General features: G+C 69.8%; 22 protein-coding genes and 2 tRNA genes. 10 read left to right on the top strand and 14 right to left on the bottom strand.

Going from position 1 to position 25,331, the window contains the following annotated elements:
* Positions 1 to 27: 27 nt before the first annotated feature.
* The 3 genes from AC5WRT_RS06170 to pknB all read left to right on the top strand — a co-directional run bounded on the left by AC5WRT_RS06170 (position 28) and on the right by pknB (position 5,101).
* Complete coding sequence (locus AC5WRT_RS06170) at positions 28 to 1,467, top strand: FtsW/RodA/SpoVE family cell cycle protein (RefSeq protein ID WP_496092221.1); 1,440 nt, start codon at positions 28 to 30, stop codon at positions 1,465 to 1,467.
* Positions 1,464 to 2,927, top strand: coding sequence for a peptidoglycan D,D-transpeptidase FtsI family protein (locus tag AC5WRT_RS06175; RefSeq protein WP_496092220.1), 1,464 nt, complete (start codon positions 1,464 to 1,466; stop codon positions 2,925 to 2,927). The genes AC5WRT_RS06170 and AC5WRT_RS06175 overlap by 4 nt, the downstream gene beginning before the upstream one ends.
* A gap of 191 nt (positions 2,928 to 3,118) precedes the next feature.
* Positions 3,119 to 5,101, top strand: coding sequence for a Stk1 family PASTA domain-containing Ser/Thr kinase (pknB, locus tag AC5WRT_RS06180; RefSeq protein ID WP_496092219.1), 1,983 nt, complete (start codon positions 3,119 to 3,121; stop codon positions 5,099 to 5,101).
* 420 nt (positions 5,102 to 5,521) lie between these two features.
* Here pknB and AC5WRT_RS06185 read toward each other — a convergent pair whose 3' ends face one another.
* The 6 genes from AC5WRT_RS06185 to AC5WRT_RS06210 form a co-directional block, all read right to left on the bottom strand.
* Positions 5,522 to 6,274: a class E sortase gene (locus AC5WRT_RS06185; protein WP_496092218.1), complete on the bottom strand. Its 753-nt coding sequence runs from the start codon at positions 6,272 to 6,274 to the stop codon at positions 5,522 to 5,524.
* A gap of 14 nt (positions 6,275 to 6,288) precedes the next feature.
* Positions 6,289 to 7,377: a class E sortase gene (locus AC5WRT_RS06190; protein WP_496092217.1), complete on the bottom strand. Its 1,089-nt coding sequence runs from the start codon at positions 7,375 to 7,377 to the stop codon at positions 6,289 to 6,291.
* Positions 7,374 to 8,012, bottom strand: coding sequence for an aminodeoxychorismate/anthranilate synthase component II (locus tag AC5WRT_RS06195; RefSeq protein ID WP_496092216.1), 639 nt, complete (start codon positions 8,010 to 8,012; stop codon positions 7,374 to 7,376). The genes AC5WRT_RS06190 and AC5WRT_RS06195 overlap by 4 nt, the downstream gene beginning before the upstream one ends.
* Entirely contained in the window at positions 8,009 to 8,170 is a 162-nt protein-coding gene (locus tag AC5WRT_RS06200; protein WP_496092215.1) for a hypothetical protein, read from the bottom strand. Before AC5WRT_RS06200 ends, AC5WRT_RS06195 begins: the two co-directional genes overlap by 4 nt.
* Before the next feature lie 62 nt (positions 8,171 to 8,232).
* Positions 8,233 to 8,925 (bottom strand): class E sortase, encoded by a 693-nt coding sequence (locus AC5WRT_RS06205; RefSeq protein ID WP_496092214.1) that lies wholly within the window; start codon positions 8,923 to 8,925, stop codon positions 8,233 to 8,235.
* Between the two features lie 43 nt (positions 8,926 to 8,968).
* Entirely contained in the window at positions 8,969 to 9,757 is a 789-nt protein-coding gene (locus AC5WRT_RS06210; RefSeq protein WP_496092213.1) for a DUF881 domain-containing protein, read from the bottom strand.
* Between the two features lie 153 nt (positions 9,758 to 9,910).
* On the opposite strand from AC5WRT_RS06210, the gene crgA reads away from it, so the two are divergent.
* Positions 9,911 to 10,165 (top strand): cell division protein CrgA, encoded by a 255-nt coding sequence (crgA, locus tag AC5WRT_RS06215; RefSeq protein WP_452971222.1) that lies wholly within the window; start codon positions 9,911 to 9,913, stop codon positions 10,163 to 10,165.
* Positions 10,166 to 10,399: 234 nt separating this feature from the next.
* Here the strand turns inward: crgA and AC5WRT_RS06220 are convergent, their stop codons facing one another.
* Together AC5WRT_RS06220 and AC5WRT_RS06225 are read right to left on the bottom strand one after the other, a co-directional pair.
* Positions 10,400 to 11,296, bottom strand: a complete 897-nt coding sequence (locus AC5WRT_RS06220) for a rhomboid family intramembrane serine protease (protein ID WP_496092212.1) — start codon at positions 11,294 to 11,296, stop codon at positions 10,400 to 10,402.
* Between the two features lie 108 nt (positions 11,297 to 11,404).
* Positions 11,405 to 11,935 carry a peptidylprolyl isomerase gene (locus AC5WRT_RS06225; RefSeq protein WP_496092211.1) on the bottom strand — a complete coding sequence of 177 codons (531 nt, stop codon included), beginning with the start codon at positions 11,933 to 11,935 and terminating at the stop codon, positions 11,405 to 11,407.
* Between the two features lie 282 nt (positions 11,936 to 12,217).
* Here AC5WRT_RS06225 and AC5WRT_RS06230 point away from each other — a divergent pair, with 282 nt between their 5' ends.
* Positions 12,218 to 12,943, top strand: coding sequence for a DUF5324 family protein (locus tag AC5WRT_RS06230; protein ID WP_496092210.1), 726 nt, complete (start codon positions 12,218 to 12,220; stop codon positions 12,941 to 12,943).
* Between the two features lie 194 nt (positions 12,944 to 13,137).
* Here AC5WRT_RS06230 and AC5WRT_RS06235 read toward each other — a convergent pair.
* Positions 13,138 to 13,210: transfer RNA gene (locus AC5WRT_RS06235), tRNA-Ala, on the bottom strand.
* A 182-nt stretch (positions 13,211 to 13,392) separates the two neighbouring features.
* Between AC5WRT_RS06235 and AC5WRT_RS06240 the strand changes: the two genes are divergently transcribed.
* The gene (locus AC5WRT_RS06240) at positions 13,393 to 13,944 is read left to right on the top strand and encodes a helix-turn-helix domain-containing protein (protein ID WP_496092209.1); all 552 of its coding nucleotides are present in this window, start codon (positions 13,393 to 13,395) and stop codon (positions 13,942 to 13,944) included.
* 314 nt (positions 13,945 to 14,258) lie between these two features.
* Positions 14,259 to 15,617 carry a serine/threonine-protein kinase gene (locus AC5WRT_RS06245; RefSeq protein ID WP_496092208.1) on the top strand — a complete coding sequence of 453 codons (1,359 nt, stop codon included), beginning with the start codon at positions 14,259 to 14,261 and terminating at the stop codon, positions 15,615 to 15,617.
* Here AC5WRT_RS06245 and AC5WRT_RS06250 read toward each other — a convergent pair.
* Together AC5WRT_RS06250 and AC5WRT_RS06255 are read right to left on the bottom strand one after the other, a co-directional pair.
* Positions 15,581 to 16,948: a hypothetical protein gene (locus AC5WRT_RS06250; protein ID WP_496092207.1), complete on the bottom strand. Its 1,368-nt coding sequence runs from the start codon at positions 16,946 to 16,948 to the stop codon at positions 15,581 to 15,583. The two genes, AC5WRT_RS06245 and AC5WRT_RS06250, sit on opposite strands and share 37 nt — an antisense overlap.
* A gap of 214 nt (positions 16,949 to 17,162) precedes the next feature.
* Entirely contained in the window at positions 17,163 to 17,291 is a 129-nt protein-coding gene (locus tag AC5WRT_RS06255; RefSeq protein WP_003999697.1) for a DLW-39 family protein, read from the bottom strand.
* 349 nt (positions 17,292 to 17,640) lie between these two features.
* Between AC5WRT_RS06255 and AC5WRT_RS06260 the strand changes: the two genes are divergently transcribed.
* Together AC5WRT_RS06260 and AC5WRT_RS06265 are read left to right on the top strand one after the other, a co-directional pair.
* Positions 17,641 to 17,985 (top strand): DUF6344 domain-containing protein, encoded by a 345-nt coding sequence (locus AC5WRT_RS06260; protein ID WP_496092206.1) that lies wholly within the window; start codon positions 17,641 to 17,643, stop codon positions 17,983 to 17,985.
* A 232-nt stretch (positions 17,986 to 18,217) separates the two neighbouring features.
* Positions 18,218 to 18,997 carry a glycosyltransferase family 2 protein gene (locus tag AC5WRT_RS06265; protein WP_496092205.1) on the top strand — a complete coding sequence of 260 codons (780 nt, stop codon included), beginning with the start codon at positions 18,218 to 18,220 and terminating at the stop codon, positions 18,995 to 18,997.
* Between the two features lie 31 nt (positions 18,998 to 19,028).
* Here AC5WRT_RS06265 and AC5WRT_RS06270 read toward each other — a convergent pair whose 3' ends face one another.
* Together AC5WRT_RS06270 and AC5WRT_RS06275 are read right to left on the bottom strand one after the other, a co-directional pair.
* Positions 19,029 to 19,217 (bottom strand): ferredoxin, encoded by a 189-nt coding sequence (locus AC5WRT_RS06270; RefSeq protein ID WP_496092204.1) that lies wholly within the window; start codon positions 19,215 to 19,217, stop codon positions 19,029 to 19,031.
* Between the two features lie 95 nt (positions 19,218 to 19,312).
* Positions 19,313 to 19,786: a hypothetical protein gene (locus AC5WRT_RS06275; RefSeq protein WP_496092203.1), complete on the bottom strand. Its 474-nt coding sequence runs from the start codon at positions 19,784 to 19,786 to the stop codon at positions 19,313 to 19,315.
* A gap of 650 nt (positions 19,787 to 20,436) precedes the next feature.
* Between AC5WRT_RS06275 and AC5WRT_RS06280 the strand changes: the two genes are divergently transcribed.
* Complete coding sequence (locus AC5WRT_RS06280) at positions 20,437 to 24,504, top strand: nSTAND1 domain-containing NTPase (protein WP_496092202.1); 4,068 nt, start codon at positions 20,437 to 20,439, stop codon at positions 24,502 to 24,504.
* Positions 24,505 to 25,219: 715 nt separating this feature from the next.
* Here the strand turns inward: AC5WRT_RS06280 and AC5WRT_RS06285 are convergent.
* A tRNA-Ile gene (locus AC5WRT_RS06285) sits at positions 25,220 to 25,296 on the bottom strand.
* Positions 25,297 to 25,331 lie beyond the last annotated feature (35 nt).

Consider the following 25,331-nt stretch of genomic DNA (forward strand, 5'->3'; position numbering starts at 1 on the left):
CCGAGCCGCGAGAGGCACTGTCACACGATGAGCAGTACGACTAACCCGCCGACGCACCACACGTCCACGATCGGCGCGATCGGCGCGCCGAGCCGCCGCAACACCGAACTGGCGCTGCTGGTCTTCGCCGTGGCCATTCCGGTGTTCGCCTACGCCAACGTGGGCCTGGCCATCAGCAACCAGGTACCCGCCGGGCTGCTGGAGTACGGCCTGGGTCTCGGGCTGCTGGCCGGTGTCGCCCATCTCGCCGTACGAAAGTTCGCCCCGTACGCGGACCCGCTGCTGCTGCCGCTGGCGACGCTGCTCAACGGGCTGGGACTCGTGGTGATCTGGCGGCTGGACCAGTCGAAACTGCTCCAGCAGATGCATGCCGCGGGAAGCAAGGCGGCCAACCAGCTGCTCTACACGGCGCTGGGCATCGCGCTCTTCGCCGTGGTTCTGATCTTCCTCAAGGACCACCGCACGCTCCAGCGCTATACCTACATCTCCATGGTCGGCGCGCTGGTCCTGCTGCTCCTGCCGCTGGTCCCGGGCCTCGGCCTGAACGTGTACGGCGCGAAGATCTGGATCCACATCGGCGGCTTCTCCATCCAGCCCGGTGAGTTCGCCAAGCTCGTGCTGGCAGTGTTCTTCGCCGGCTATCTGATGGTGAAGCGGGACGCGCTGGCCCTGGCCAGCCGCCGTTTCTTGGGACTGTATCTGCCGCGTGGCCGTGACCTCGGCCCGATCCTCGTCGTCTGGGCCATCTCGATCCTCATCCTCGTCTTCGAGACCGACCTCGGTACGTCGCTGCTGTTCTTCGGCATGTTCGTGATCATGCTGTACGTCGCCACCGAGCGGACCAGCTGGATCGTCTTCGGTCTGCTGATGTCCGCGGTCGGCGCTGTCGGCGTGGCAAGCTTCGAGACGCACGTCCAGCAGCGTGTCCAGGCCTGGCTCGACCCGATGAAGGAGTTCAAGCTCAGCCGCCAGGGCCTCGCGGGCCACTCCGAACAGCTCATGCAGGCCCAGTGGGCGTTCGGCTCAGGCGGCACTCTCGGCACCGGCTGGGGCCAGGGCCACTCCGAACTGATCGGTTTCGCCGCCAACTCCGACTTCGTCCTCGCCACCTTCGGCGAAGAGCTGGGCCTGGCGGGCATCATGGCGATCCTGCTGATCTACGGCCTGATCGCCGAGCGTGGCATCCGTACCGCCCTCGCCGCCCGCGACCCGTTCGGCAAGCTGCTTGCCATCGGCCTGTCCGGTGGCTTCGCGCTCCAGGTCTTCGTCGTGGCCGGCGGTGTGATGGGACTCATCCCGCTGACCGGTATGACCATGCCCTTCCTCGCGTACGGCGGTTCATCCGTGATCGCGAACTGGGCACTGATCGGCATCCTGATCCGTATCAGCGACACCGCCCGCCGCCCGGCGCCCACACCCGCCACGAACCCCGACGCCGAGATGACCCAGGTGGTCCGCCCGTCATGAACAAGCCCCTGCGCCGGATCGCGATCTTCTGCGGCCTACTCATCCTGGCCCTGTTGATCCGGGACAACTACCTCCAGTACGTCAAGGCCGACGAGCTCGCCACCGAAAAGGACAACCGCCGGGTCGCCATCGAGCGCTACGCCCACCCGCGCGGCGACATCATCGTCGACGGCAACCCGATAACCGGGTCGGTCCAGGTCAAGCACGGCGACTTCAAGTACAAGCGCACCTACAAGGACGGGGCCATGTGGGCCCCGGTCACCGGATACTCCTCCCAGGTCTACGGCAGCAACTACATGGAGGGCGTCGAGGACAGCATCCTCACCGGGAACGACGACCGGCTCTTCTTCCGCAATACCCTGGACATGATCACGGGCAAGCAGAGGCAGGGCGGCAACGTCGTCACGACCCTCAACGCGGCGGCCCAGAAGGCGGCGTTCGACGGTCTGAAGCAGCAGGGCGGCAAGGGCGCCGTGGTCGCTCTGGAGCCGTCCACCGGCAAGATCCTCGCGATGGCCTCCTACCCGTCGTACGACCCCTCCACCATCGCCGGCCAGTCGGACGGCAAGAACTGGACCCGCCTGACCGCCGACAAGGCCGAGCCCATGCTGAACCGCGCGCTGCGCGAGACCTACCCGCCGGGCTCCACCTTCAAGGTGGTCACCGCCGCGGCCGCGCTGGAGAACGGGCTGTACAAGTCGGCCGACGAGGCGACGGACTCGCCGCTGCCGTGGACCATGCCGGGCACGACGACCCAGCTGAAGAACGAGGGCAACATCCCCTGCAAGAACGCCACCTTGCGGGTCGCCCTGCAGTTCTCCTGCAACTCGGTCTTCGGCAAGGTCGGCTCCGACCTCGGCAACGACAAGATGCTGGCCGAGGCGAAGAAGTTCGGCTTCGACTCCGAGCAGTTCACCCCGGTCCGCTCCAACGCGTCGGTGTTCTCCGACAACATGAACCCGTCGCAGACCGCGCTGTCCTCCATCGGCCAGTACAACACCGCCGCGACCCCGCTGCAGATGGCCATGGTCGCCTCGGCCGTCGCCAACGACGGCAAGCTGATGAAGCCGTACATGGTGGACAAGCTGCAGTCCTCCAACCTCGACACCGTCGCGCAGACACAGCCGCAGGAGATGAGCCGCCCGCTGTCCTCGCAGAACGCGCAGATCCTGCAGTCCATGATGCAGACGGTGGTCGAGAAGGGCACCGGCACGAACGCGAAGATCAGCGGCGTCACCGTGGGCGGCAAGACCGGTACCGCGCAGCACGGCGTGGCGAACAGCGCGAACCCGTACGCCTGGTTCATCTCCTTCGCCAAGATGCCCGACGGCAGCTCGCCGGTGGCCGTGGCCGTGGTCATCGAGGACGAAAGCGCCAACCGCGACGACATCTCCGGCGGCGGCCTGGCCGCGCCGATCGCCAAGAACGTCATGGAGGCGGTCATCAACTCCAAGAAATGACCTTGCCTTCAGGAAGTGACGCCGCTCACGTCTCCTCCACATCGCCGCACGTTGCGATACCGGTCCTGTATCGGGTTCCGGGCTTGGCCAGGTCATACAAAGCGAGCCGGGTACGGTAGGCCCGGACGGCAGCCTCCGGCCGTGCACGAGTGTGCACGGCCGAGACCGACGGAGAGGGCTGGTAGGTAGCTATGGAAGAGCCGCGTCGCCTCGGCGGCCGGTACGAGCTGGGCCAGGTGCTCGGCCGTGGTGGCATGGCCGAGGTCTACCTCGCGCATGACACCCGCCTCGGCCGCACCGTGGCAGTGAAGACCCTGCGCGCCGACCTGGCACGCGACCCTTCCTTCCAGGCCCGGTTCCGCCGGGAGGCCCAGTCGGCCGCCTCGCTCAACCACCCCGCGATCGTCGCGGTCTACGACACGGGCGAGGACTACATCGACGGCGTCTCCATCCCATACATCGTGATGGAGTACGTCGACGGCTCCACCCTGCGTGAGCTTCTCCACAGCGGCCGCAAGCTGCTGCCGGAGCGCGCGATGGAAATGACCATCGGCATCCTGCAGGGCCTCGAGTACGCCCACCGCAACGGCATCGTCCACCGCGACATCAAGCCCGCCAACGTCATGCTGACCCGCAACGGGCAGGTCAAGGTCATGGACTTCGGCATCGCCCGCGCCATGGGCGACGCCGGCATGACCATGACCCAGACGGCGGCGGTCATCGGCACGGCCCAGTACCTCTCGCCGGAGCAGGCCAAGGGCGAGCAGGTCGACGCCCGCTCGGACCTGTATTCGACGGGCTGCCTGCTCTACGAGCTGTTGACGGTGCGGCCCCCCTTCGTCGGGGACTCACCCGTCGCCGTGGCCTACCAGCACGTCCGCGAGGACCCGCAGCCCCCGTCGGTCTTCGACCCCGAGATCACCCCCGAGATGGACGCGATCGTCCTGAAGGCGCTGGTCAAGGACCCGAACTACCGCTACCAGTCGGCCGACGAGATGCGCGCCGACATCGAGGCCTGCCTGGACGGCCAGCCCGTCGCGGCGACCGCCGCGCTGGGCGCGGTGGGCTACGGCGGCTATCCCGACGACCAGCCGACGACGGCCCTGCGCCCCGACGCCGGCGCGGGAGCGACCACCATGCTCCCGCCGATGAACCCGGACGACGGCGGCTACGGCTACGACGACCGCCCCGACCGGCGCAGTCGCCCGAAGAAGAACAACACCTCCACGGTTCTCCTCGTGGTCGCGGGCATCCTTGTCCTGATCGGCGCGATCCTGATCGGCAAGTGGGTGGCGAGCGGAGGGAACAACGGCGACGGCAAGGTGTCGGTGCCGAACTTCATCGGCCAGACCGAGGCCTCGGCCAAGACGATGGCCGACAACGTCGACCTGAAGGTCTCGGTCACCAGGAAGCCCTGCGACAACGAACCGAAGGGCAGCGTCTGCGACCAGCACCCGGCGGCCAAGAGCGAAGTGGACAAGGGCAGCACGGTCGATCTGACGGTGTCCACCGGCGCGCCGAAGGTCGCCGTGCCGAACGTCCTCGGACAGAACTTCGACGACGCCAGGACGACGCTCGAGGGTGACAAGTACAAGTTCGATGTCGTCCGGAAGGATGAGGTCTCGACGCAGCCGGCGGGCACGGTCATCAAGCAGAACCCCGATCTCGGTTCGGAGGTCGAGAAGGGTTCGAAGATCACCCTGACCGTCGCCAAGGCCGAGGAGCAGGTCACCATCCCCAACGACGTCATCGGCGAGTCCTGCGACCAGGCGAAGGCCGAGCTGACCCAGCTGGGCCTGGCACCGACCTGCACCAACCAGCCCACCACGAACCCGGACGACAACGGCAAGGTCACCCAGACCGACCCGCAGCCGGGCCAGCAGGTCAAGAAGAACACGCCCGTCACCCTCACGGTCAGCGTGTTCCAGCAGAACCAGCAGACGCCGGTGCCGAACGTCACCCTGCAGCCCCTGAAGCAGGCCGTGCAGACCCTGAAGCAGCAGGGCTTCAACAACATCAGCGTCAACGGGCCCAACGACGACAAGGCCCGGGTCGTCCAGCAGACCCCGCCCCAGGGAACCCAGGCCGACCCGGGCAACACCCAGATCGTCCTGACCACCACGGACGTCGGCGGCGGCAACAACGGCGGCATCTTCGGCGGCATCAGCGGCTGACGACGCACCCCACCGAGTGAGCCCTGGCATTCCATGAGGACGCCAGGGCTCACTGAGAACCTGTGTCGGCCGCGCGACTCCGCCGGCGGCGTCCGCCTGCTGTCCACCTTCTCCACCCGGACCAGTTCGCCTCGGTGGTCGTCGACCACCGGGGAGATCCGGAGGCCACCGGAAGCCGGTGGATGCCGCGTCTCGGCAGGCTCGGAACCGACCTCCTACAAGGAGATCCGGGGGATCCGGCAACGCTCCCGATCACTCGCGGCGTACTCCCGCCGCACCGTCCTGACCCCGTGCACAGCGAAGCCGCCTCCCTCGACGACCGCATCGACCAACGGAAGAGGCCCCGAAGCCGCACAGGGCAGTCGCGGCTTCGGGCCCCTGTCGTGCTGGGCGACTGCCCCCTCGAAGGGGCCTGTCACCTCACCGCAACTCCGCCGGCGGCGTCCGCTTGCTGTCCACCTTCTCCACCCGGACCAGTTCGCCCCACACCACGTACCGGTACTCCGAGGTGTACACAGGCGTGCAGGTCGTCAGGGTGATGTAGTGGCCCGGCTTCTTCTTGCCGGACTCCTTCGGGACCTGATCGATGACCTTGACGTCGTACTTCGACGTCTCGGGGAGGATCGAGTAGACCTTGTAGACATACCAGTCGTCCCGCGTCTCGAAGACGATCGGGTCGCCCGTCTTCAGCTTGTCGATGTTGTGGAACTTCGCACCGTGCCCGTCCCGGTGAGCCGCGAGGGTGAAGTTGCCGTTCTTGCCGGACATCGGCAGGGTGGCCTTGACCGGATCCGTGTAGTAGCCGGCCACACCGTCGTTGAGAACGTCCGTGCCGGTGCCCTTCTCCACCAGAACCACGCCGTTCTTCATCGCCGGCACGTGCAGGAAGCCGATGCCGTCCTTGGTGTCCAGCGCGCCGGGCCCGGAATCCGTGGACTGCACCCAGTGCTGGCGTACCTTCTCAGCCTTCTTGTCCGCCTTGCGGTCCGCTATCACATTCGTCCACCACAGCGAGTAGACGACGAAGAGCGCCAGCAACAGACCTGCGGTGATGAGGATCTCTCCGAAGACACTGACCGCCGTCGCGATACGGCCGGGACGCCGGCCATGCGGGGCGGAACGCACATCGGACGCATCCGTGTGTTCTTCGGTGTCGTCAGCGGTCGCTGCCACAGTTCCCTCTGCCCCTACTCGATGAGCGCGTCCGGCTTGCCCTTGCTGCGCGGGCGTTCCTCGACCATCTTGCCCCAGACGATCAGCCGGTACTTGCTCGTGAACTCCGGCGTGCACGTGGTGAGGGTGATGTAACGGCCCGGCTCTGTGAAGCCCGAGCCCTTCGGAACGGGATCCAGCACACTCGTGTTGGACGGCGAGGTGACCGGCAGCATCGAGGTCACCTTGTACACGTAGTACGTGTCCTGCGTCTCGACCACGACCGCGTCACCGGGCCTGAGCTTGTTGATGTACCGGAACGGCTCCCCGTGCGTGTTGCGGTGCGCCGCGAGCCCGAAGTTGCCCGTCTTGGCGTCCGGCATCGCCGTCTTCAGCGGCGGCTCCCCGTAATGCCCGACCATGCCCTTGTCGAGCACCTTCGCGTTGCTGACACCCTCCGCGATCGGCGCGACCACGTCCAGCTTGGGAATGTGCAGGATGGCAAAGCCCTGCCCCGGCGCGAAGACACCCGGGTTGCGCTTGCCGCTGGCCCAGTCGTCCTGCAGTTGGTGCGTCTCGCTGCCCGCCTGCGCATGGGCGCGGACGTTGGTCCACCACAGCTGATAGGTGACGAACAGCAGCATCAGCACACCGGTGGTGATGAACACCTCGCCGATCACCCGGCTCGCGACGACCGCCGGGCTCGGCTTGCGCAACCGCGCCTGCCGCCGCGCCTCGACCCGGGACAACGGCCGCCCTGACTCCGCCCGCGCCGACGCCGTCCCTGCGGATCCCGCCTCCCGGCCACCGCCGTGCCGCCCGCCACGCCGCTTGGCGGCCCTTCTGCGCGCCGCACGGCCCCCCGCGGCCGCTGGGGTGGCCGAGGAGCCGTAAGAGGCCCCAGAAGCCCGTGTGGAGCCGTTCCCAGCGCTCTGCGTCGCACCGGGGATCCGCAGCGCCATCGTCTCGTCATCGACAGAGCCCCGGTACGGCTCCTCGTACCCCGGCTCCGGGTAGGAACCCTGGGCCCCTCCCGCGTCCCGCTCCCCAAGCGCACCGGAAGCCCCGTACGACTGATCCCCGTACGAGGCATCGGTCTCGCGCTCCGGGCGCAGCGCGGTCACGCCGTGGCCCTGCCCACCACCGGGGCCAGCCCCGTCGACCTCGCCACGGCACCCTCGTCACCGCACTCCACCAGCCAGTTGGCCAGCATCCGGTGCCCGTGCTCGGTCAGCACCGACTCGGGGTGGAACTGCACACCCTCCACCCGCAGTTCACGGTGCCGCAGGCCCATGATGATGCCGTCGTGCGTGCGGGCGGTCACCTCCAGCTCGGCCGGGACCGTCGCCGGCTCCGCCGCCAGCGAGTGATAGCGGGTCGCCGTGAAGGGCGAGGGCAGCCCCGCGAAGACGCCCTTGCCCTCGTGTTCCACCAGCGAGGTCTTGCCGTGCAGCAGCTCCGGCGCCCGGTCCACCACACCGCCGTACGCCACCTGCATCGACTGCATGCCCAGGCACACCCCGAACACCGGCACCCCGGTCGACGCGCAGTGCCGGACCATGTCCACACAGACGCCCGCCTCCTCCGGCGTCCCCGGACCCGGCGAGAGCAGCACCCCGTCGAAGCCGTCCTCGGCATGCGCCGTCGACACCTCGTCGTTGCGCACCACCTCGCACTCCGCACCCAGCTGATACAGGTACTGCACGAGGTTGAAGACGAAGCTGTCGTAGTTGTCGACGACGAGAATCCGCGCACTCACTGGTTGTTCACCGTCACATCGTTGAAGGGCAGCAGCGGCTCGGCCCAGGGGAACACGTACTGGAAGAGGACATAGACCACGGCCAGCACCAGAACGAACGAGATCAGCGCCTTCACCCAAGCGTTTCCCGGCAGATGCCGCCAGATCCAGCCGTACATGCCGCCCCTTGCCGTCCCTTCCGTATCCCTACGGCATCAGACCCACGCCGTACGCCACCAGACTAACGGCGCAGCGCCTCCGGTTCGCCTGCCTCGACAGACTGTGTCGAGTCCAGGTGCGCCCAGACGACCAGCCGGTGGCTGTGCCCCCATTCCGGATCGCACGTGGTCAGCGTCAGATACCGGCCCGGACGCGTATACCCCGACTTACGTGGCACAGGGTCGATCACCTCAACGTCGGTCGGCACGGTTTTGTAGGGCCCTTTGTCGATCCGATACGTGAACCAGGTCGTCCCGTCCGTGAGAACGACGGCGTCTCCGGGACGCAGCGCGGGAAAGTCCTCGAACGGATTGCCGTACGTCCGCCGATGCCCGGCCACCGCGAAGTTCCCCACCTGCCCCAGCCGCGCGGTGCCCGCATAGTGGGCAAGGCCCTTCGCCAGCACGTCCCGGCCGGTGCCCTCCAGGACCGGCTTGTTCCACGTGAAACCGAGCCGCGGAATGTACATGATCGCGAAAGCCCTGCCGTAGTGATACGGCTCCGGCCTGGCCACGCCGACCGTCCGCTCACCCGCACCGGTGGCAGCCGGCCGCACGCTCCCGGTCGACCACTGCCGGTGCAACCGGTCGATCTGATCACTCATGGCACCATCAGCCCGCACACCCGTCCAGAACAGCGCATAGGCCACGAAGAGCACGATCAGACTGCCGACGGTGATGCACAGCTCGCTGAGGGTCCTGACGATCACGCGCACCGGCGCCTCCGGGAAGGACGGCTGGCGGACGACCGGCGACCGCCTACTGCACGGGCTTCGCGTAGTGCAGATCCACTGTGCCGGAGTAGCCCGGAAGAGTCACCGTCCCGTCGTCGGTGACTTTCCAGCCCAGACCGTAGACGTTCACGTACACCATGTACGTCTGGATCGCCTTGCTCGCTGCCAGCGCCTGCTGCAGCTTCGCCGGATCCCCGACCGCCGTGATCTTGTACGGCGGCGAGTAGACCCTGCCCTGGAGAATCAGCGTGTTGCCCACACAACGCACCGCACTGGTGGAGATCAGTCGCTGGTCCATGACCTTGATCCCCCGCGCGCCGCCCTGCCACAGGGCGTTCACCACCGCCTGCAGATCCTGCTGGTGGATCACCAGATAGTCCGGCTGCGGCTCCGGATAGCCGGGAAGCTTGGCCGTGGCGTTCGGCGGAGCGTCGTTGAGTGTGACGGTGATGGCGTGACCGGTGAGCTTCTGCGTCCCCGCGCTCTGCTCCAGCCCGCTGAGCCTGCGGTCCTGCGCCCTGCTGCTGCCGTCGTCCTTCTCCGCGAAGGACTCCACCCTCCCGCGCAGCGCCGCGTTGGACTCGTCCAGTTCCTTGTTCTTGCGGCTGCGCTGCTGGATCAGGTCCGACAGCTTCAGCAGGGAACCGTCCTGCCGGATGTCGGTGCCCTTGGCCGTGTCGAAGCTGGTGAAGAAGATCAGTCCCGCGAGCGCGAAGACGGCCGCAGTGAGGATCCGCACCGGGCGGATACGCGGGCGACGGCCGGGGCCGGAGCCCGTTGATTGCGTCCCGGGGGAGTCGGCAGAATTGCTCAACGTACCCTTATCTCCTTCGGCGCCACGGAAGCACTACGCTAACGGACGCCCGGGGGAGCACACAGAGTCGTCATGTGGACCCCTTGTACGCTGCCCCGAGCCCCGTACCGGTTACCTGCGCGGCCACGCAGCGCATCGACAGGAGAGACCCTCGTGCCGAAGTCACGTATCCGCAAGAAGGCCGACTACACGCCGCCGCCCGCGAAGCAGGCACAGGCGATCAAGCTGAACAGCCGTGCCTGGGTCGCACCTGTCATGCTGGCCATGTTCGTCATCGGCCTGGCGTGGATCGTCGTCTTCTACGTGACCGACGGTTCGCTGCCCATCGACGCGCTCGACAACTGGAACATCGTGGTCGGCTTCGGCTTCATCGCCGCCGGCTTCGGCGTCTCCACGCAGTGGAAGTAGCTCTCCCACAGGCTTTCCACTGAGTTATCCACAGAGTTGTCCACATGGGGAGAAAGAACGACGATCTGTGGATAACTCATCGAGTGTTGACGCCGGTGTGACTGCCCCGCCGACCCTCATACACCTGTTCGCCCCCTGCCTGACCTGTGGAAACACATTCGAGCGACAGGGGGCACAGCTGTGTCCGCACAGGGTGCACAAGATCCGCCACAACCTGTGGACAACGGTTCGGTCTCAGGTGAGCTGAGCGGTCCTGACCAGCGTGAGCGCCACGATGACGGCGAGTACGGCCGCACAGGCGCCGTACTGGATCACGGTCCGCTTCTGCCGCGGGGCGTGGACCATCGCATAGCCGACGGCGACGCCGGCGACCAGGCCGCCGATGTGGGCCTCCCAGGCGATGTTGAAGCCCGGGGTGAAGGTGATGATCAGGTTGATCACGAGCAGGGCGACGAGCGGGCGCAGGTCGTAGTTGAGCCGGCGCATCAGCACGCCGGTCGCGCCGAAGAGGCCGAAGATCGCGCCGGAGGCGCCCAGGGAGGGCAGGCGGGGGTCGGCGATCATGTAGGTGAGGGCGCTGCCGGCCAGGCCGGAGACGAAGTAGAGGGCGAGGTAGCGGGCCCGGCCGAGGGCTGCTTCGAGAGGACCGCCGATCCACCACAGGCTGAGCATGTTGAACAGGATGTGGGTGTAGTTGGTCGGCGAGTGCAGGAACATGGCGGTCAGCAGCCGGTAGTACTGCCCCTCGGCGACGCCCTGGACGGGGCCGAACAGGGAGAACTGGGCCTGGCCGATCAGTTCGAACCGGTCGGTGAGGTTGCTGCCCGCGGCGAGCTGGGCGAGGAACACGGCGAGGTTGATGCCGATGAGGAGCTTGGTGAGCAGTCGTGGGTCGGCGGTGACCGCGCCGCCGGCGATGGTGCGGGGCCGGGAGGCCGTGGGTGCGGGTCCGGTGTCGCCTCCGCCGCGTACGCAGGCGGGGCACTGGAAGCCGACTGAGGCGCTGACCATGCATTCGGGGCAGATGGGGCGTTCGCAGCGGGTGCAGCGCACGCCGGTCTCGCGGTCCGGGTGGCGGTAGCACACGGGCGCGTGGTGGGCTCCCTGCGTGCCGGCTGCGGCCTGGTCCATCTGTTCCCCTTGTTGGTCGTGGGCTGGGATGCCCCTGGCAATGCCCCGCCCCGCTCATCCTTGGTACGGACGAGCGGGGCGTTTGGTTCCCTCGGGTGCGGGGTGGGCTCAGCCCTCGCGCTTTTCGACGACGACCTCGTTGATCACGACGTCGTTGACGGGGCGGTCGTTGCGGCCGGTGGGGGCGCCCGCGATGGCGTCCACGACCTTCTGGCTGGCGGGGTCCTGGACCTCGCCGAAGATGGTGTGCTTGCGGTTCAGCCAGGTGGTCGGGGCGACGGTGATGAAGAACTGCGAGCCGTTGGTGCCCGGGCCGGCGTTGGCCATGGCCAGCAGGTAGGGCTTGTTGAAGGACAGGTCCGGGTGGAACTCGTCCCCGAACTTGTAGCCGGGACCGCCGATGCCGGTGCCCAGCGGGTCGCCGCCCTGGATCATGAAGCCGCTGATGACACGGTGGAAGATCGTGCCGTTGTAGAGCGGCTTCTTGCTCTTCTCACCCGTGCCGGGGTGCGTCCACTCGCGCTCGCCCTGTGCCAGCTCGACGAAGTTCTTGACCGTTTCCGGCGCGTGGTTCGGGAAAAGCTGGACGACGATGTCGCCGTGGTTGGTCTTCAGGGTGGCGTAAAGCTGCTCGGCCACGATCTGCCTTCCGTTGTCTTCCTGTGACTCCCCGATCCTCGCACGGCCGGGCCCGTGCGTCGCCCGGCAGCCACGAGTTCCGCCCGGAAGGCAGCGCTCGGCGGGGATTCGTGACAGTGTCGACGACAGACCGAGGTTGCCCGGGAATTTCCCGGAATCGAGCTGAATGGAGCGATCGGCACCCGTATGCCCGCCCTCGCATGCCGTGCGGACCGTTGGCAGGCATGATCCGTAAAAGGGTGGAAAGTCGAAACACCGTACGCCACCGAGGAGGAGGAACCCGTGACCCGCATCGACAGCGTGCGCGCCGCGACCGGCTCGGCGAAGGACAGCGTGCTGCACGCCGCGGAAGTGGTGGCGCCCTACGCCGACACGGCCAAGGAGCGTGCCGCGCTCTACGCGCAGGAGGCACGCGTACGGCTGGCGCCCGTGGTGTCGCAGGCCGCCGAACAGGCCCGCGTGCAGTACGACGCCCGGCTCGCCCCGCGTCTGGAACAGGCTCGTGCGCATGTGCCGCCGAAGATGGACCTGGCGGCGCAGGAGGCCACTGTGCGCGCCCGCAAGGCTGCCCGGCAGGCGGCCGAGTATTCACGCCAGGCCGCCGAGTACTCGCGTCCGAGGATCGAGCAGGCCGTGGCCGCGACGGCTCCGGTCCGCGAGGAGGCTGCCGCGCGTGGCGCGGCGGCGCTGGCCGCGCTGCGCGGCCAGGTCTCGGCGGAGCAGATCCAGAGGCTGGCCCGCCGGAACGAGCGCCGGTCCAGGGCGGGCCGGACCGTGAAGGCGCTGGCGCTGCTGACCTTGCTGGCCGGTGGTGCTTTCGCCGCGTGGAAGTGGTGGGACAAGCAGGCCAACCCGGATTGGCTGGTCGAGCCGCCCGCCGCGACGGAGGTGCCGGAGTCGGGTGGCCGGCTGAGTTCGGTGGACGGCAGCGGCACCTCTGCCCTGGATCCCGAGGTTCAGGCGAAGCAGGCCGAGGAGGACGCCGCGCGCCACGACGACGAGCAGTAGCCCGCCGGGCCGGCTCGCCCGGGAAAGGGGCCGTGGGCCCAGCGAGCGTCAACTCGCTGGGCCCGCGGCCCGTTTCACGTGAAACGGCCCTGGCGGTCCCCGTCGTGGCGCCGACACCGTGTGCGCGGGTGGCGGCGTGTGTATGGAAAAGGCCTCCCGATCTGCGTTTCCGCAGGTCGGGAGGCTTTTCTGGGTGGAGCCTAGGGGAGTCGAACCCCTGACATCCGCCATGCAAAGACGGCGCTCTACCAACTGAGCTAAGGCCCCGGGAAGCAGCGTCCGGCCGGAGGAATCGCGTTCCGGTGGGCGCCGCACACCAGAGTACCGGGTCACCCCGGGTATCCCGCAAAAAGATTGGGGCTCCCCGCGCATGACCACGCTCCGTAAGATGCTCGACGTGGTTCGCTGCAGCGAACCGCGGTTTTCAGGGGAAGCGATGGGGAGACGCAATGGACGCCGCACAGCAGGAAGCCACCGCGAGAGCGCGGGAGCTGCAGCGGAACTGGTACGGGGAGCCGCTGGGGGCGCTCTTCCGTAAGCTCATCGACGATCTCGGGCTCAACCAGGCCCGTCTCGCGGCGGTCCTGGGTCTGTCCGCTCCGATGCTCTCGCAGCTGATGAGCGGCCAGCGCGCGAAGATCGGCAATCCTGCCGTGGTCCAGCGGGTGCAGTTGCTGCAGGAGCTGGCTGCGCAGGTCGCTGACGGCAGCGTGAGTGCGGCCGAGGCGACCGAGCGCATGGACGAGATCAAGAAGTCCCAGGGGGGCTCGGTGCTCAACAACAACACCACCCAGACCACGAGCGGTTCGGGGGCGCCCACGGTCAAGCGGGTGGTCCGTGAGATCCAGTCGCTGCTGCGCTCGGTGGCCGCGGCGGGCGACATCATCGACGCCGCGGACAGCCTCGCCCCGACCCATCCCGAGCTGGCGGAGTTCCTTCGCGTCTATGGAGCGGGCCGCACCTCCGACGCCGTCGCGCACTACCAGTCCCACCAGAGCTAGGGGGTTTCGTTTGGGTCAGTTCGGACGGGCCGCGACGTCCGGTGCCGTGCGTCACAAGGCGGAGGACCACCCGCGTCCTGGGCGTCCTCGGCTGGTCCGACAAAGCGGCGAGGTGCCGTGCCGGGCGTCGCGGACCCGGGCCGATCCAAACGAAACCCCCTAGTCCTGCGGCCCGACCCGCGGAGGGGGTCCGGGGGCTGGGCCGGGCCGGGTTCCGGCGCTGCGGCTGGGCGTGAGGGGGGAAACGAGCGGGCGGGGGGAACAAGGGGACGGGGGGACCGGCGCGGGTTCTGGGGGAGGAGCGATGGGCTGCCATGGGTGAGGTGTTCGCCGGCCGGTACGAGCTGGCCGATCCGATCGGGCGGGGGGGCGTGGGCGCCGTGTGGCGTGCCTGGGACCATCGCCGTCGGCGCTATGTGGCCGCCAAGGTGCTCCAGCAGCGCGACGCGCATTCGCTGCTGCGGTTCGTGCGGGAGCAGGCCCTGCGGATCGACCATCCCCATGTCCTCGCACCGGCGAGCTGGGCCGCCGACGACGACAAGGTGCTCTTCACCATGGACCTGGTCGCCGGGGGCTCCCTGGTCCACCTCGTCGGCGACTACGGCCCGCTGCCGCCGGCGTTCGTGTGCACCTTGCTTGACCAGCTCCTCTCCGGTCTCGCGGCCGTGCACGCCGAGGGAGTGATCCACCGGGACATCAAGCCCGCCAACATCCTTCTCGAAGCGACCGGAACCGGGCGGCCCCGGTTGCGGCTGTCCGACTTCGGCATTGCGATGCGGCTCGGCGAGCCTCGTCTGACGGAGACCAACCTCGTGGTGGGGACGCCCGGTTATCTCGCTCCCGAGCAACTGCTCGGCGCCGAACCCGACTTTCCCGCCGACCTGTTCGCCGTGGGTTTGGTCGCGCTGTATCTGCTCGAGGGGGCCAAGCCTGACGCCAAGGCGCTCGTGCAGTACTTCCTGGAGAACGGGACTCCGGGCCCGCCCAAGGGAGTTCCGGAGCCGCTGTGGCAGGTCGTCGCCACCTTGCTGCAGCCCGATCCGGCCGCGCGTTTTCGCACCGCCACGGGTGCGCGCAAGGCGCTGGCATCGGCCGCGGAGCTTCTGCCGGAGCCCGAGCCCGACGACGAGCTGATCGAGGTCTTCGACCAACTCGGACCGCTTCCGCCGGGGTTCGGGCCGGATGGTCCGCTCAAGAGGGCTTCCGGAGTGGCGTCCGAACTGGCAGAGCGCACGGGTGCGGATCCGGGTGCCGGTACGAATTCGGGTGCGGGTGCGGATCCGGGCACGGATTCCGGTGCGGGCGCGGATGCGGCTGAGGGGTGGGGGGACGACGCAGGTACCGGTTCTCTCTCCGACACCGGCAGTTTCCGTCTGCCGCCGCCCCAGGAACTTCCGCTCCACGAGCCGTACATCGCCCCCCGGCCCCCTGCCTCCCGGGATGTCCACGCTCCGTTGAGCGTCGTTCCGTCCCATCATGCGGCGGCGGACCCTCGTGTCGATGTCTCCACTGCCTCGTACACCGCTCAGAGCGTGCCCGTGCAGGGTCGCGCGGCGCGGCGCCGGGCCGGCCGGAGTCGGCGGCCGGGGCCGTCGGTCGGGGTGGCGATCCCGATGCTGTTACTGGCGCTGGCCTGCTACGTCGTGGGTTTCTGGGCGTTGACGCGCGCCTGAATCCGCCGTGCCGTCACCGTCCAGCCGGCGAGTACGAGCAGGAGCACGGTCCCCAGACCGATCCCGCCGATCGCGATCAGTCGCATTCCGCGACTGCCTCCCGTGCCGTCGGTCAGTGCCGCCTCCCGATCCTGCCGCGTGACGGTGAACACGTCATCGGGTGCGGGATGCCCGGCATACTCGGGCCCCGCGTGGGCCCGCCCGGTCACGGTGACCCGCAGTGTCACTGCGAACGGGCCTTGTCCGAACGTGCCGGTCATCTGCTTGCTGAGGTGCAGGACGAGGTAGTAGTCGCCGGCGAAGCGGACGGAGGTCACTGCGGCGGGCACGGCGTAGCGGTTGGCGTACTCCACCGGGGGGAGCGGGTCGAGTACGGCGGGCTTGCGGGTGCCGGTGTAGCCGAGGGTGGCGTCCTCGACACAGCCGCGGACGGGGTTGTAGAGGGAGAGGTTCAAGGCGCCGCCGACGTAGCCGTGACCTGCGGCGTCGCCCAGTTCGGCGGAGGCGTGCAGTTGTCGGCCCCAGTCGACCGGCACCTTGTAGAACCGGGTCTCGCCGGGCAGGAGGGACGTCCGCCAGACGCCTTGGTGGAGGGGGATCGCGGCGGCGAATCCGGCGCCGCCGGGACGGTCGCGGGGCTCGCCGGTGAGCGGTGCGGGTGTGGCGGAGTCCCAGGCCTGCGGAGCGGAGGTGGCGCCGGTTCGGGCCGTACGCGGTTCCGTGACGGGCGCGATCTCCAGGTCCCAGCGCTGTGCCGGGGCGGACGTGCCGGTGCTCTGGGTGTCGAGGCGCTGGACGACCAGGTAGTAGGTTCCGGTGCCCTGGCACAGTGCCTTGCCGTTCTCCCGCCGGCCCAGCGCGGTGAGCGGGCGGGGGCTGAGCCCGGCGCCGAAGCGAGCGTTGGCGTAGGAGCAGGGGGTGCCGTGCGCGTCCTGGAACGACACGCCGATGCCGTCGGTGGCGGAGACGGTGGTGTCCGCGGGGGGGACGGCGGTGACGGGGACGTAGGCCGTATCGGTCGCCGTGAGTGCGAGCCGGTAGTAGAGCTTGCCGCTTTTCGGCAGGGAGCTGCGGTAGGTGCGGCCCGGCTCCAGGAGCGGGGCCGTGGTGGTGTCGGGTGCGCCGGCGACGACGAGGGCGCCGGGCGCGAAGGCGTACGGCCTGGGTGAGGTGCCGTCGAAGGCGGTAGCGGTTCCGTGCGCGGACGCCGTACCGGCGGGCAGGAGGAGCAGCGCGCACAGCCCAGGTGGCAGCGCCGTCCGCAGGGCTCCGGAGACCGCTCGGCGGGCGTGGCGCCACCGCCGGGCCCTGCGTCGTCCTCTTTCCCGCACGTGCCGCCCTCCCCCTGTCGTCGCTCCGTGGCCGGCGCGCTTTGCATGCCGTGACCTATCGGACCGCGCTCCATCCTGCCGTCTGCGCCCGCACGCCATCAGGGCAATGCGTACGGCCGTCCGAATCGCCCTGCAACGCCCGGCGGGCGTGCGCAACACAAAGCCCCGACCGCGAGGGGCGATCGGGGCCTGCTTCAGATTCTGGAATCGGCACTCACGAACCCGTGGGCACGGAGTCAGTCGCCTCCGTCCACAGATCCTGCTCGGCGCGATCCGCCTGGATCTGGCGGTACACGAGGAGCCCGCCGATGGCGGCCAGTGCGACCAGGAGCAGCTTCTTCACCGCGCGACCTCGTCTTTCCTTGACGTAGGGGACCTCTGGCGCCCGACTATACACACCGGTCGATATCGATCGGTGACCTGCGTGGGTGCCCAACTCCCGCCTGCCGAAGCGCAATAAGCCAGGCAACGGTGCCGTTCCGATCGGAGGGTGATCACACCTCCACGGACGGTTACTTTGCTCCCTCTTCGCTCGGCTCACCAGGTTTTGGGGGTTTTCCGGCCCTCTTACCGCCATCCGAGTGGTGTTCATCGGAACATCGACGCGTCACGGGCGTCGGTCCACCACTTCGCGGCCCACATACACATCATGAGCAAAGTACGCAAATCGCCCAACCCGAAAGTGAGGGGCCATGACCAAGAACACGGTCATGAAGCTGTGGACCGCCATCGTCACCGCCTTCTTCGCGCTGTGCACCGCGCTCGGAATCGTCACCGCCGCGACCGCCACGACCGCGGCGGCCGCACCCAGCACCGAGGGCCCCCGCACCGGCACAGCACTGAGGACCGTCCCGACGATCCCGGCCCCACGCCACTGGTCCTGGTCCCGCACCAAGGCCCTGCCCCCCACGATGAAGCAGCGGATCCGGGCCGAGGCCCACGGTAAGTCCCCCAGCTGTCGGCACCGACCTCTCGGCGAGACCGAGACGGAGAGCGTGATCACCGACGAGTCCTCGGAGGCGCGGCTCGACTGCTGACCTCCCGCCCCACGCAGTACCGCAACGTCTCGACCACACGGCGACTTGCGTACGCATCAGTCGACACGGAAAGACCCCCGGCCGGGTTCGGCCGGGGGTCTCGCGCGTTCCCGCCTGGGACGATGACCGACGGAACCATGGCCTATGGAACCGCGGCCGGCGCAACCCCGGCCGACAGACCGACGGCGCGTCCCACGCGTCCGACGCCCCCGGAAAGGTGGTGAGTGCTGCCGTGACCCGGCGCGTCACCGTTGTCACCGCTGTCCACGGCCCCTCCGCGCGTTTCCTGCCGGACGCCTACGCGTCCCTGTGCGAGCAGCGGCTTCCCGGGGGCTGGGACTGGGAGTGGCTGATTCAGCAGGACGGTACGACGGACGAGGTCCGCCCGTACGTGCCGGACGACGCGCGCGTGGACTTCGGGCAGGGCCGGGCGGGCGGGCCCGGGGTCACCCGGACGATCGCGCTGGCGCGCGCCGGGGGCGCGTACGTGAAGGTCCTGGATGCCGACGACCGGCTCACGCCGGGCGCGCTGGCCCGCGACGTGGCCGTGCTGGAGGCGGACCGGACCGTCGGCTGGACCACGTCCGGGGCCCTCGACCTGCTGCCGGACGGCTCGACCGTCGGTTTCCCCGACAACCCGGACGACGGCCCGCTCGAACGCGGTGCCGTGCTCGATCACTGGAAGCGGCACGACTTCCGGGCCCCCGTCCATCCGGCGACCCTGTGCGTCCGGCGCGAGCTGCTCATGGCGCTCGGCGGCTGGATGGCCCTGCCGGCGTCCGAGGACACCGGTCTGCTGCTGGCGCTGGACGCGGTCAGCCGCGGCTGGTTCTCCGCGGAGGTCGGCCTGCTCTACCGCAAGTGGGAAGGCCAGGTCACGGGCCAGGCGTCCCATGTCGACCCGGTCGAACGGGCGGCCCGCACGACGGTCGCCGAGACCCGGGCCCGCGCACTGGCCGATCTCGGGTGGACCTATCCGGCGCCTGCGTCGGACCCGTCGACCACGGCGTGAGCCCTGCGCTCGGAGGCCTTCTCCCGCGGTCCTACTCCGTGAGCACGATGGCTTGCGAGGGGCACTTCTCGGCCGCCTCCCGGACCTCCGGATCGTCGGCGGACTCCTCCCGTCCGGGCCGTACGACGCCGTAACCGTCCTCGAACGCGAACACGGCCGGTACCCGGTGCGCGCACTCGGCGGAGCCGTAGCACAGGGAGCGGTCGACGGAGACCTTCATAGGTCCTCCAGCTCTCTCGACGGTGGCTTCCTGGACGTCACTGCCCGGGGAACCGCCCGTCGAACCGGACCCGTTCGCCCGCCTTCCCGTTCGCGCTACCGCCGGCCGCCCGCGGCCGAGAGCCAGTGGGCCACCCGGCGGACCGTCGGCTCGTCGAGCAGGTCGGCCATCGTCCGCACCGCCTCGCCGTCCTCGGCGCTGAGGTCGTACAGACCCGCCTTGCTCAGACCGGCCATGAGCACCTGGTACCGGCGGTCCGTCATCCGTTCGGCAAGCTTGGCCGGTCCACCGGCGCCGGACGCAGGACGGTCGGCCGTGGCGGGGGCGGGTGCCGCGGCGGGCAGGGAGTCGTAGCGGCGCCAGGTGCCGTCCCCTGGCCCCCACAGCACGACCTCGGCCTCCTCCCCGCGCGCCCGCAGGGTCTGCGTCATGTCGCCGACGGCGTACAGCACGGCCGTCCGGTCGCAGGACTCGGCGCCGACCGTCCAGGAGTCCTGGGAGGGCCGGTGGAACATCGCGACCCAGCGCGGAGCACCGTGCGGTCGCGGACACGGGGGACGCTTGTGCATGACACTCACCCCTTCGGGAACAGGACGCCCGCCTTCGGAAACAGCGGAGGAAGCGCACGATATCTGACGTACCATCAGATAACCAGGTGGACGTCCTTTCGGGACGAGCGCCGACAGGCCGAAGCCCGAGCGACCGGCCGTTCGGCACCAGATGGGTGTTTCACGTGAAACGTCGCTTGTTCCGCCCCCGCGCCACTCGCCTTAGGCCCGGCAGTGCCACCCCTGCCCGCCCGGCACCGGTCCCTCCCCTCGTGGGGACCGCTACCGGGCGGTGCGGGGGTGTCGACCCGTGCCGCGTCGGCTCGGCGCGAATCGCAGATGGGAGCCACGTGAAGGGCTCACGAGACGGTCAGGTCACCGTTTCCTGCCTTCGGTCGCATCCGCTCGGTCGGCGCCGGCAGGGTCCGCTCGCATGTCTCCGGGGAAGTCGGCCGAGATGCTTCGACACTCGGGGCCGCTTCACCGGGCACAGAGCCGTGGCCTGTCCGGACGGTGTGCGATGGGTCCGCAACCGGGTCCGGATCCTGCCATCTGATGTGCGTGCGGAGGAGACCGTGACCTCCGGGCCAGTACTTATCCGCAGGTCAGGCGTATAAGGTGGGTTTTCCGGTCCGGACGTCCAGATGCGGGGGATGTAAAGGGGTGGGACCTTGAGTTCCGACTCAGGGGCACGCACAGCTTTCGCCGAGCGCCTCGCGCTGCTGTACAAGGAGGCCGGAAACCCTCCCCTGAAGAGCGTCGCCGAGGCGGTCGTGCGGCTGCAGCGGATCGACGAGCGGGGGCGGCCCGTGCGGGTGTCCGCCCAGCGGATCAGCGACTGGCGCCGGGCCAAGAACGTACCGGCGCAGTTCACCGCCCTCGCGGCGGTACTGCACATCCTGATACCGGAGGCACGCCGGCTGCGGCCCGCGCCGGTGTCCACGGGCCTGTACGACCTCGCGCACTGGCAGCGGCTGTGGGAGCGTGCGCTGGCCGACCCGGTCGGTGACCGGATCGCACCGCTCACCGAGGAGACCCGCCGGCCTCCCGCCCAGGCCCCGCCCGCCGGAGGTGTCTGCCCCTACCGGGGGCTCGCCCCCTACCGGCAGGAGGACGCCCGGTGGTTCTTCGGCCGGGAGCGGAGCACCAGCGCGCTCGTCGCCCAGTTGCGTGCCGCCGAGCGGACCGGCGGTCTGGTGATGCTGGTGGGCGCCTCGGGCGCCGGAAAATCCTCCCTGTTGAACGCCGGCCTGGTTCCCGCCCTGCGCGGCGGCGCGCTGCGCGACGGGTCCGGCAACACGAGCGCACCGGTGCCCCAGGCCTCCCCGGAGACCGCCGCCGGCTGCGTCCTGCACCTCGTCCCCGGCGCGGACCCCCTCGGCGAACTGGTCCGCCGCATCCCCGATCTCGCCACGGTCGCCGCCGACGCGCGCCAGGCCGAGCAGGAGGCCACGGAGAATCCGGCCGGCCCCGGCTCCGACTCCCCCAAGGTCGCCCGTGCGGCGCGCGAGGCCGTGTCCGCGTGGGCGCGGCGGGAGGCGCCCGGCGCGATCCGACCGGTCGTCGTCGTGGACCAGTTCGAGGAGGTATTCACCCTCTGCGCCGACGAGGCCGACCGGCGTACGTTCATCCAACTCCTGCACGCCGCCTGCACCCCGTCCGCCGACACGGACGAGCCCGCCCCGGTGGTCGTCGTCCTCGGCATCCGAGCCGACTTCTACGAGCAGTGTCTCGGCTATCCGGAGTTGGCCGACGCGCTGCAGCACCGGCACATGGTGCTCGGCCCGCTGACCGGCACCGAGTTGCGCGAGGCGGTGACCGGCCCGGCCAAGGCGGTCGGTCTGGAGCTGGAGCCGGGGCTCGCCGAGCTGATCGTCCGTGAGGTGAGTGCGGACGGGCCGCGCGGCGCGCACGACGCGGGAGTGCTCCCGCTGCTCTCTCACGCCCTGCTGGCGACGTGGCAGCGCCGCAAGGGCGGGCGGCTGACCCTGGCCGGCTATCGCGCGGCGGGCGGGATCCAGGGAGCCGTCGCGGCGACCGCCGAGCGGGCCTGGTCGGGCCTGGACCCCGCGGCACGTACAGCGGCCCGGCTGCTCCTGCTGCGGCTGGTCCGGCTGGGCGAGGACACTCAGGCCACGCGCCGGCGGGGCACCCGGCGCCAGCTGGCGGAGGAGTCCGCGGACCCCGGCAAGACGGAGGAGTCCCTGGAGGCCCTGGTCCGGGCCCGGCTGGTGACGCTGGACGCGGACACCGTGGAGATCACCCACGAGGCGCTGCTGCACGCCTGGCCCCGGCTGCGGCATTGGATCGACGACGACCGGGGCGGTCAACTGCTGCGCCAGCGGCTGGAGGAGGACGGCCGGGCCTGGGAGGACTCCGGCCGCGACAGCTCGCTGCTCTACCGGGGCTCCCGGCTGGAACAGGCGCGCAGCTGGGCGCGGTCGGCCGGGGACCCGTATCTGACCCGCAGCGCGGTGGAGTTCCTGGCCGCGGCGGTACGACTGCGCAAGCGCACCGTATGGATGAGCCGGGCCGCGGTGGCGGCGCTGGTGGTGCTGGCCCTGGTCGCGGGTGGTTCGGCGGTGATCGCCCGGCAACAGCGGGACGACGCCGTGTTCGAGCAGGTGGTCGCCGAGGCGGACCGGGTCCAGCACACGGATCCGTCCCTGGCCGCCCAGCTCGACCTGGTCGCCCATCACCTGCGTCCGGACGACGAGGGGACGTACAGCAGGCTGATCTCGATCGTGAACGCGCCGCTGGCCACCCCCCTGACCGGCCACACCGGTGCCGTCTACCTGACCTCCTTCAGCCCCGACGGCAGAACACTGGCCACGGCCAGCTACGACCGGACCGTGCGGCTCTGGGACGTGTCCGATCCGCGTCGGCCCAAGCCGCTCGGCAGACCGCTGACCGGTCACACCAGCTGGGTGAGCAGCGCCGTCTTCAGCCCGGACGGGCACACCCTCGCCAGCGCCGGCGACGACGGCACGATCCGGCTGTGGGACGTCACCGACCCCGCCCACCCCGTGCTGCTGGGCAAGCCGGTCACCGGCCACCAGGGCACGATCTACCTGGTCGCCTTCAGCCCGGACGGGCGGATGCTGGCGAGCGCCGGTGAGGACCGCACGGTACGGCTGTGGAACGTGGCCGACCCGCGCCGGCCGAGCGAGGCCGGGGCCCTGCGCGGCCACACCGCCGCCGTGCGCAGTGTCGCGTTCAGCCCCGACGGCCGTACCGTCGCGGCGGGCGGTGACGACGACACGATCCTGCTGTGGGACGTGACCGACCCGCGCCACACCCGGCGGTACGGCACGCCGCTCAAGGGCCACACCGACCTCGTCCACTCGGTGGCGTTCAGCCCCGACGGGCACACCCTGGCCTCCGGAGGCGCGGACGACACGATCCGGCTGTGGAACGTCACCGACCCCGCCCACCCGTCCGCGCTCGGCTCACCGCTGGCCGGTCACACCGGTCCGATCTGGTCGGTGGCCTTCAGCCGGGACGGCGGCCGGCTGGCGGCGGCCAGCGCAGACAGCACGGCGAGCCTGTGGAACGTACGCGATCCCTCCTCCCCGTCGCAGGTCGGGGAGCCGCTCGCAGGCAGCAGCGGGGAGATGTACGCCCTGCAGTTCAGCCCCGACGGGCGGACCCTCGCCACCGGCAGCGGCGACGGCAAGGCGCGGCTGTGGTCGCTGCCGGCCTCGGACATCATCGGCCGCACCGGGGCGTTCCGGCCGGACGGACGGGTGCTGGCCACGGCGGCCCGGGACGGCAGGCTCCGGCTGTGGAACGTGACACGGCCCGGGCGGCCCGTGCAGCTGGGCGGGCCGTTCATGCAGTCGGACGGCGGCCACCGGGCACCGGTGTTCTCCCCCGACGGCCGGGTTCTCGCCGTCCTCACCAACAACCAGGCGGTGTACCTGTGGAACGTGAGCGATCCGTCCCACCCGGTCGCCGCCGCACCGCCGCTGCGCCTGCGGACGCGGTTCGCGGGGCCCGACACGCTCGCCTTCAGCCCGGACGGCCGCACCCTGGCCACCGCCTACGACGACCGCACCCTTCAGCTGTGGAACATCACCGATCCCGCGCACCCCGCCGCGCTCGGCAGACCGCTCACCGGGCACCGGGGCTTTCTCAACGCCATCGCCTTCAGCCCCGACGGGCACACCCTGGCCAGCGGCAGCGCGGACAGCACCATCCGCCTCTGGAACGTCACCGATCCTGCCCACCCGACCGGGATCACCCAACTCACGCAGCACACCGGCCCGGTCAACGCGATCGCCTTCAGCCCCGACGGGCGGGTTCTGGCCAGCGGCAGCGACGACGACACGGTCCGACTGTGGAACGTCGGCCACCCCGCCTCCGCCACCGCACTGGGCGAGCCGCTCATCGGGCACACCGAGGCGGTCAAGACACTGACGTTCAGCCGGGACGGACACGTTCTGGCCAGCGGCGGCAACGACAACACGGTCCGACTGTGGAACGTAGCCCACCCCGGCTCGGCGACCCCCATCGGGCAGTCGATGAGCCCCAACGCCAAGTCGGGCACGTTCCTGTCCTTCAGCCCCACGAGCCGCGTCCTCGGGGTCTCCAGCGGCACGGACACGGTACGCGTGTGGAGCCTGGACGCCGACGCGGCGATCGCGCACATCTGCTCCGTCACGAGGGGCGTCATGACCCCGCAGAAGTGGCACGAGTACCTGCCGCGGCTCTCGTACGACCCTCCGTGCGATCGTTGACCGGCCAAGCTGACTTATTAACGCCCGACTTCGCCCCACAGGGCGCTCGGGCTTGTTACCCTTGGCCACAGCCCGGTCGCTGGTGCATCCCCCGTCGCCAGCGATCGGGCCTTTTTCGTACGGCCTTCTCCCGCGAACTCCCCGTGCGCACACCCTTCCCGCCGGGCCTGCGCGCCCGCACCGGCGCGGTTGCCGCCCTCTCCCGGTGATCACCGACGCGTACACTGCCTCCGCTCACCGGGGGCCCGCCGACCAGGCGGGCCTGACCTTTCAGGGACTCGATGCGGAGATGGACGATCGGCTCGACCCTGCTCGGTTCCGCGGCCAATGGCCGCCCTGCTCGCTCCGAGCGCTCAGGCGAACGAGTGCGTGGGTGACGCCCCGCACTCCTGAAGCCCACTGCGGCGGCGGTGGGCACGGCCGACGGAACCGCCTCCGCGCTACGCCGAGCTGACCTGGAAGGCGTCTGCCGAGCCCGCCGCCAAGGGCGCCACCCGCACGGTCACGTGAGCTCCACCGGCGTCGCCACGGCGAGGGTCACCGCGCCCGCCGACCGCTACTTGCGCTACGAGTTCAGGAGCACCTCGGCCCCCCGCGGCGTCGAGGCGACCGCCGACGCGCGGAACACCCGCCGGTCCATCCGCGGACACAGACGCCTGAAAACGGCCACAGACACCGAAGACCCCCGATCCGTCCGGACTGGGGGTCTTCGTGCTGGTGGGGCTAACAGGATTTGAACCTGTGGCCTCATCCTTATCAGGGATGCGCTCTAACCAACTGAGCTATAGCCCCGCCGCGCTTTGCGGTGTGCGTCCCGCGCGCTGACT

The organism is Streptomyces sp. NTD91 (genome assembly GCF_059510455.1).

Coding starts and splice junctions, on each gene's coding strand:
- AC5WRT_RS06175 (WP_496092220.1), top strand. CDS start 1,464: ATGAACAAGCCCCTGCGCCGGATCGCGATCTTCTGCGGCCTACTCATC.
- pknB (WP_496092219.1), top strand. CDS start 3,119: ATGGAAGAGCCGCGTCGCCTCGGCGGCCGGTACGAGCTGGGCCAGGTG.
- AC5WRT_RS06200 (WP_496092215.1), bottom strand. CDS start 8,170: ATGTACGGCTGGATCTGGCGGCATCTGCCGGGAAACGCTTGGGTGAAG.
- AC5WRT_RS06260 (WP_496092206.1), top strand. CDS start 17,641: ATGACCAAGAACACGGTCATGAAGCTGTGGACCGCCATCGTCACCGCC.
- AC5WRT_RS06275 (WP_496092203.1), bottom strand. CDS start 19,786: ATGCACAAGCGTCCCCCGTGTCCGCGACCGCACGGTGCTCCGCGCTGG.
- AC5WRT_RS06245 (WP_496092208.1), top strand. CDS start 14,259: ATGGGTGAGGTGTTCGCCGGCCGGTACGAGCTGGCCGATCCGATCGGG.
- AC5WRT_RS06240 (WP_496092209.1), top strand. CDS start 13,393: ATGGACGCCGCACAGCAGGAAGCCACCGCGAGAGCGCGGGAGCTGCAG.
- AC5WRT_RS06270 (WP_496092204.1), bottom strand. CDS start 19,217: ATGAAGGTCTCCGTCGACCGCTCCCTGTGCTACGGCTCCGCCGAGTGC.
- AC5WRT_RS06220 (WP_496092212.1), bottom strand. CDS start 11,296: ATGGACCAGGCCGCAGCCGGCACGCAGGGAGCCCACCACGCGCCCGTG.
- AC5WRT_RS06170 (WP_496092221.1), top strand. CDS start 28: ATGAGCAGTACGACTAACCCGCCGACGCACCACACGTCCACGATCGGC.